Source organism: Micrococcus sp. GbtcB5, assembly GCF_019091605.1.
In the GTDB taxonomy this organism is placed as follows: domain Bacteria; phylum Actinomycetota; class Actinomycetes; order Actinomycetales; family Micrococcaceae; genus Micrococcus; species Micrococcus luteus.
The window spans coordinates 1-235 of the sequence record NZ_JAGXJK010000498.1 but is presented as its reverse complement, the minus strand read 5'-3'; the positions used below and the strand labels follow the sequence as shown (position 1 = coordinate 235).

Annotated in this window: 1 pseudogene; it reads right to left on the bottom strand. The window is 80.9% G+C overall.

The features are described 5' to 3' along the window. Positions 1-235, bottom strand: a pseudogene (locus KVS67_RS13240) (PLP-dependent transferase); the annotation flags it as partial.

Sequence of the window (235 nt, the reverse complement as noted above, 5' to 3'; positions counted from 1 at the left end):
CACGACGGCGTGCTCCACGCCCCACGGGGCGGGCACGCGGGAGAGGGGGCGGTAGGAGCCGCCGTACACGTCGCTGCCGAGCACGATCGTCATGCCCGGCCGGCCCGCGCCCATGATCCGCGCGGTCTCCGCGGCCAGGCCGGAGGCGAACGTGAGGCCGGGGGCCCGGGGGGCGCCGGACTCGTCGGCGCCCGCCCCGAGCGCGGCCAGCCCCTCCCCCTGCGCGTTCCGGGCG